Here is a 5,900-nt window from a genome sequence, read left to right on the forward strand (position 1 = left end):
CCCCTCGTCNCGACGGCTGGCGCCACGTCTATTCGGGCAAGGTCCGCGACCTGTACGTTCCCGCCGACACCGCCGAGGACGCCACGCCCGCGCACCTGCTGGTCGTCGCGAGCGACCGGGTCAGCGCGTTCGACCACGTGCTGAGCCCCGGCATCCCCGACAAGGGCGTCCTGCTGACGACGCTGAGCCTGTGGTGGTTCGACCGTCTCGCGGGCGCCGACGGAGGGCCTGGCATCCCGAACCATCTCGCCGCCGACCACGTGCTCGAGGGGGACGATGCGGTGGAGCTGATCCCGGATGCCGTGCGCGGACGCGCCATGCTCGTCCGGTCGCTCGACATGCAGCCGATCGAGTGCGTCGTGCGCGGGTACCTGACCGGATCGGGCTGGGCCGAATACCAGGAGTCGCGCACGGTGTGCGGCATCCCGCTTCCCGAGGGACTCGGCGACGGCGACCGGCTGCCGGAACCGCTGTACACGCCCGCCTACAAGGCGCCGATGGGCGAGCACGACGAGAACATCACGTACGAGGCACGGTGCAGTCGATCAGCCTGAACTCCGTGAGCGGCTCGGCGACGATCCGCCTCGACCGCGGACTGCCCGCCAACTACGTCGCGCGCTCGGTGAGCGGACGCGTGCAGATCGACGGACACGTGCGCTCCGGCAACGGACCCACGAACTACACCGGCTCGACCGGCGCCCTCGCGGGGTCGTTCGTCGATGTGCGGGCCAACACCGTCTCGGGCGAGATCACGGTCCTCCGTCGCGGCGTCTCGGGCCTGCGTCCCGACGAACTCGCCGGAGAGGAGGAGTGGTGATGGCCCCGGTCTTCTCGCACGGCGATCTGCGCCTCTACATCCTGAGCCTGCTGGCCGAGGGGCCCCGCCACGGGTACGACCTCATGCAGGCGCTCACCGAGCGCACGGGCGGCACCTACTCGCCGTCCGCCGGCACGATCTACCCCCGCCTCGCGAAGCTTGAGGAGGAGGGCCTGGTCACCAAGACCGTCGACGGCCGCAAGACCGTCTACGAGATCACGGATGCCGGGCGCGCCGAGGTCACCGCGCGCGAGGGCGACCTGGAAGGCATCCAGGCCGGTCTCGCCGACAGCGTCCGGCTCATCGCCGACGAGGTCCGCGGGAGCGTGCGGGATGCCATGCGCAGCCTCCGCGCCGACCTCGCCGCCGCGTCGCGCGATGAACGCGAGCAGGCGCAGAAGGAGCCCGCGGACGATTCGCGCACCCGCAGCCGCGAACAACTGCACCGCGCCGACGCCGCGATCACCGAGTTCCGCGGACGTGCCCGCGCGGAGTTGCGCTCCCACGTGGCTCGCGGCGGCGAGCTCACGGCATCCGGTGTGGATGCCATCGAGTCGGCGCTGCGCCAGGCGTCCGACGCGGTCACCCGCGCACTGCGCGGCTGAGCGTCACTCCCAGACGAGCTCCTCCTCGGGCGCGATCGGCTCACCCAGCGGGACCACCAGGACGGGACGGTGCTGCCGGTGGGTGAGCCGCGCCGCGACGGAACCGGTGAGGAACTCGCGCAGCGACTCCCCCAGCCCGCGCTTGCGCGTGCCGACGACCAGCAGCGACGCGTCCAGTTCGTCCGCGAGGTGGATCAGAGCGAGGGCGGGATCGCCGATCACCTGCCGTACGCTCCACGACACGGTCTCGCCCGCGAGGGCCGCGTCGGCGGCCGTCTGAACCTCGGCGAGGGCGGCACGGGCCGACGCACCGGCGACATCGATCGTGGAGGGGTTCACGTAGCCGTCCGGGTCTTCGAAGGCGACGAAGCGCGTCGTGTCGACGTGCGCGATCACGAGGTCGGTTCCCGCCAGGGCTGCTTGACGGGCGGCGGCCCGCAGGACGCGGGGCGACTGCCCGGGGACGACGCCCGCGATCACGGCTCCTGCTCGCTTCGGGGCGGGGGTGTTGTCTGCCATGGGGGCTCCTCTGCTCGCGCGGCCTGACCTCGCTCCGACCGTCGACAGTCGGGGTCAGAAAGCACCGTGATATCCTGGCTGTTACTCTTACCGGCTCGGTCCGGAACCGCAATACGCAGGGCCCGCAGCACGGCCCTCGACGTCGATCGTGAGGGGGTCTCGCATGGGGCGTGGCCGTCAGAAGGCGAAGAACACCAAGATCGCCCGTGAGCTGAAGTACGACACCTACTCGGTGAACTACTCCGCTCTCGAGCGCGAACTCGGCGCACCCGCTTCGGGTGAAGACGCGTACGTCGACAAGTGGGCCGACCAGTACGAAGACGAGTACGAGGACGAGAAGGCGTAACCCTTCTCACCACGCTCGACCGTGGCGGCGTTCCCACGCCGCTTCGATCGTTTCCGATCGCACCATCACGACCGCCGCGGGGATGACGATCGCGATGACGGCGCCCAGCACGAGCAGCCCGGCGGTCCAACCTCCGCTGACCTCGTGCGTCACGCCGAGCGCGAGCGGCGTGAGCGCGGCGAGCCCGTAGCCGGCCGCCTGGACGAACCCGCTCAGAGCCACCGCGGTCTCGTGCGACCGCGTGCGCAGCCCGAACAGGACGAGCACCATCGGGAACATCAGCGGCGGCAGCCCGATCAGCACGACCCACAGCACCGGCGCGGCCGCGGGCGCGAACAGCAGGCCCGCGACACCGGCGAGGCCGCTCACCACGGCCACGGCGTAGAACGGCGCGGTCCGGCGCAGGCGCGCCACGAGCACCGGGACGACGAGCGCGACCGGCAGGCCCATGAACGAGAACAGGGCCAGAAGCCCACCCGCGGTGGCCGCGTCGACACCCGCCGTGTCGATGAGGATGGCCGGCATCCACGCGAACATGCCGTACGCGACGGACGAGTTGACGGCGAACGTGATCACGAGCGCCCACGTTTGCGGAACGCGCACGATGCGCGACAGCACCGACGCGCGCGGCTCCTCGACGATGTCGTCGCGACCCACCCGAGCCCGCACGGCCGTCACCACCCAGGGCACCACCGCGGCCACCCCGACGAACGCCCACACCGCGAACGAGCCGCGCCAGCCGATCGCCTCCGACAGCGGCACCGCGACGAGCGGCGGCGTGAACGTCGCGACCGCCATCGTCGTCGAGTAGACGGTGGTCATCAGCCCGACCCGGTCGGGGAAGTACTTCTTCACGACGGCGGGGAGCAGCACGTTGGCCACACCGACCGCCGCGAACACCCCCGCGGTCGCGGCGAGGAGCGTCCCGGCATCCACCGCCACGGCCCGGAGGCCGAGCATCGCCGCCGCGGTCGACGCGGCGATCAGGACGAGGCGCTCCAGACCGACCCGGCGCTCGATGGCCGGGGTCACGACGGCGGACAGCGCGAACGCCACGGGCGGCGCCATCCCGATGAGGCCCACGACCGCCGCGGGCAGCGGGAAGTCGCGAGAGATCGCCGTCAACAACGGCGACAGGGATGCCACGGCGATCCGCAGCGTGAGGGCGAGCAGCACGATGGCTGCGGCCGCCCACGCGACCGTTCCCGCGCGGCGGGAGGTCAAGACTCCTGGCTGCCCTCGACCCAGGCGAGGTACTCGTCCGACACGGTGCCCGTGACGTAACGGCCGTCGAAGCAGCTCATGTCGAGGTCGACGAGGTCGCTGCCCTCCATGATCGCCGCCTTGAGGTCTTCGACCTCCTGGTACACGAGGTAGTCGCAGCCGAGCTCCTCCGCGATCTGCGGGATCGTGCGGCCGTGGGCGACGAGCTCGTGGCGCGAGGGCATGTTGATGCCGTACACGTGGGGGAACCGGACCGGCGGAGCGGCCGACGCGAACGTGACGCTCTTCGCCCCGGCATCCCGAGCCATCTGGATGATCTCGCGGCTGGTGGTGCCGCGGACGATCGAGTCGTCGATGAGCAGGACGTTCTTGCCCTGGAATTCGGTCGACATCGCGTTGAGCTTCTGACGCACGCTCTTCTTGCGGACCGCCTGCCCGGGCATGATGAACGTCCGGCCGACGTAGCGGTTCTTGTAGAAGCCCTCGCGGTACTCGATGCCGAGCTTGCGCGCGACCTGCATCGCGGCGGGGCGCGAGGAGTCGGGGATCGGCATGACGACGTCGATCGAGCCGTGCGGGGTGTACTTCGCGATCGTGTCGGCGAGGCGCTCGCCCATGCGCAGACGCGCCTCGTACACCGAGATGCCGTTCATCACGGAGTCGGGACGGGCGAGGTACACGTACTCGAACGAGCACGGCGCGAGCGTCGGGTTCGTCGCGCACTGCTGCGCGTGCAGCGTGCCGTCGAGGGTGATGAACACGGCCTCGCCGGGCTCGACGTCGCGCACGACCTCGAAGCCCGCGTTCTCGAGCACGAGCGACTCGGATGCCACGACCCACTCCTCGCGGCCGTCGCTGCCGCCCGCCGGACGCTTGCCGAGGATGAGGGGACGGATGCCGAACGGGTCGCGGAACGCGAGGAGTCCGTAGCCCGCGATGAGCGCGATCGACGCGTAGGAGCCCTCGACGCGCTCGTGCACGCGCGCCACGGCGCGGAACACCTGGGCCGGGTCGAGGTCGGGGCCGGAGATCTCGGACTGCAACTCGGAGCCGAGGATGTTGACCAGCAGCTCGGTGTCGGAGCTGGTGTTCAGGTGCCGACGGTCCTTGTGGAACAGCTCGCTCGTGAGCTCGCGGGTGTTCGTGAGGTTGCCGTTGTGCACCAGGACGATGCCGTACGGGGCGTTGACGTAGAAGGGCTGCGCCTCTTCTTCGCTGGAGGCCGTGCCCTTCGTCGCGTAGCGGACGTGGCCGAGACCGATGTCTCCGAGCAGCGCGCGCATGTCGCGCGTGCGGAACGCCTCGCGCACCTGCCCGCGGGCCTTGTGGATGTGGAAGACGCCACTCGCCTCCGCCGTCGCGATGCCGGTGGAGTCCTGGCCGCGGTGCTGGAGGAGGAGGAGCGCGTCGTAGATCTCCTGGTTGACCGGGCCCTGCCCGGCCATGCCGACGATGCCGCACATGGGGTGTTACTTCGCTCCGTTCGCCGGGAAGCCGGCATCCGCGTACGAGCCGACCAGACGCACCGCGCCCCCGTCGACGCCCTTCGCGCCCTGTTCGAACTCTCCGTCGGGACGCGCGTCGTCGCGCACCACACCGACCTGCCAGGTGTCGATGCCGTCGGCCCGCAGCGCCGCGATCGCGGCATCCACGACCTCCGGAGCGACCACGGCAAGGAAGCCGATGCCGAGGTTCCAGGTGCCCTCGGTGGCCGTCAGCTCGAGGTCGCCGAGGTCGGCCAGCACCCGGAACACCGGCGGCGGGCTCCACGTCGACCGGTCGACGTCGACCCACGTGTTCTGCGGCAGCACGCGCGCGAGGTTCGCCGCGATCCCGCCGCCCGTGACATGGCTGAGCGAATGGATGCCGGTTCCCACCGCCGCATCGCCGAGCAGGCGCAGCAGCGGCGAGGTGTACAGCCGCGTGGGCTCGAGGAGCGCCTCGCCCCACGTGCCGCCCAGTTCGGCCGAAGCCGCGCCGTACGCGATGCCGCGGCCCGCGACGATGTGACGCACGAGCGAGTAGCCGTTGGAGTGCAGACCGCTGGAGGCCAGGGCCAGCACGACGTCGCCGCCGCGGACCCGGTCGGCGCCGAGGACGCGGTCGGCCTCGACGACGCCGGTCGCCGCACCCGCGACGTCGTAGTCGTCGATGCCGAGGAGGCCCGGGTGCTCCGCCGTCTCGCCGCCGACGAGTGCCGTGCCGGTCAGCTCGCAACCGCGCGCGATGCCCGCCACGATGTCGGCGATGCGGGTGGGGATGACCTTGCCGCACGCGATGTAGTCGGTCATGAAGAGCGGGCGCGCGCCGACCACGACGATGTCGTCGACGACCATGCCGACGAGGTCTTCGCCGATGGTGTCGTGCTTGTCGATCGCCTGCGCGATCG

General features: G+C 71.0%; 7 protein-coding genes and 1 pseudogene. 4 read left to right on the forward strand and 4 right to left on the reverse strand.

Annotation, left to right across the window (positions count from 1 at the left end; translation table 11 throughout):
- The 3 genes and pseudogenes from I5G_RS20755 to I5G_RS05215 all read left to right on the forward strand — a co-directional run.
- Positions 1–530: pseudogene (locus tag I5G_RS20755) on the forward strand (phosphoribosylaminoimidazolesuccinocarboxamide synthase); the annotation flags it as partial.
- 5 nt (positions 531–535) lie between these two features.
- Positions 536–817, forward strand: coding sequence for a hypothetical protein (locus I5G_RS05210; protein WP_022878115.1), 282 nt, complete (start codon positions 536–538; stop codon positions 815–817).
- Positions 817–1,422, forward strand: coding sequence for a PadR family transcriptional regulator (locus I5G_RS05215; protein ID WP_022878116.1), 606 nt, complete (start codon positions 817–819; stop codon positions 1,420–1,422). Before I5G_RS05210 ends, I5G_RS05215 begins: the two co-directional genes overlap by 1 nt.
- A 3-nt stretch (positions 1,423–1,425) precedes the next feature.
- On the opposite strand, the gene I5G_RS05220 is transcribed toward I5G_RS05215, so the two are convergent.
- Positions 1,426–1,941, reverse strand: a complete 516-nt coding sequence (locus I5G_RS05220; RefSeq protein WP_022878117.1) for a universal stress protein — start codon at positions 1,939–1,941, stop codon at positions 1,426–1,428.
- A gap of 163 nt (positions 1,942–2,104) precedes the next feature.
- Between I5G_RS05220 and I5G_RS05225 the strand changes: the two genes are divergently transcribed.
- On the forward strand, positions 2,105–2,287 hold the full coding sequence (locus tag I5G_RS05225) for a DUF3073 domain-containing protein (RefSeq protein WP_022878118.1): 183 nt from the start codon (positions 2,105–2,107) through the stop codon (positions 2,285–2,287).
- A gap of 6 nt (positions 2,288–2,293) precedes the next feature.
- Here the strand turns inward: I5G_RS05225 and I5G_RS05230 are convergent, their stop codons facing one another.
- The 3 genes from I5G_RS05230 to purM form a co-directional block, all read right to left on the reverse strand.
- Entirely contained in the window at positions 2,294–3,511 is a 1,218-nt protein-coding gene (locus I5G_RS05230) for a CynX/NimT family MFS transporter (RefSeq protein ID WP_022878119.1), read from the reverse strand.
- Positions 3,508–4,974: an amidophosphoribosyltransferase gene (gene purF / locus I5G_RS05235; RefSeq protein ID WP_022878120.1), complete on the reverse strand. Its 1,467-nt coding sequence runs from the start codon at positions 4,972–4,974 to the stop codon at positions 3,508–3,510. The genes I5G_RS05230 and purF overlap by 4 nt, the downstream gene beginning before the upstream one ends.
- A 6-nt stretch (positions 4,975–4,980) precedes the next feature.
- Positions 4,981–5,900 (reverse strand): phosphoribosylformylglycinamidine cyclo-ligase (gene purM / locus I5G_RS20760; protein ID WP_022878121.1); only part of this gene is annotated, 920 nt, incomplete at its 5' end.

The sequence above is a fragment of the Microbacterium sp. B19 genome (assembly GCF_000333395.1).
Taxonomy (GTDB): Bacteria; Actinomycetota; Actinomycetes; order Actinomycetales; family Microbacteriaceae; genus Microbacterium.

Excerpts from the sequence above, each read along its gene's own strand:
- I5G_RS05225 (WP_022878118.1), top strand. The coding sequence starts at position 2,105 with ATGGGGCGTGGCCGTCAGAAGGCGAAGAACACCAAGATCGCCCGTGAG.
- I5G_RS05220 (WP_022878117.1), bottom strand. The coding sequence starts at position 1,941 with ATGGCAGACAACACCCCCGCCCCGAAGCGAGCAGGAGCCGTGATCGCG.
- I5G_RS05215 (WP_022878116.1), top strand. The coding sequence starts at position 817 with ATGGCCCCGGTCTTCTCGCACGGCGATCTGCGCCTCTACATCCTGAGC.
- purF (WP_022878120.1), bottom strand. The coding sequence starts at position 4,974 with ATGTGCGGCATCGTCGGCATGGCCGGGCAGGGCCCGGTCAACCAGGAG.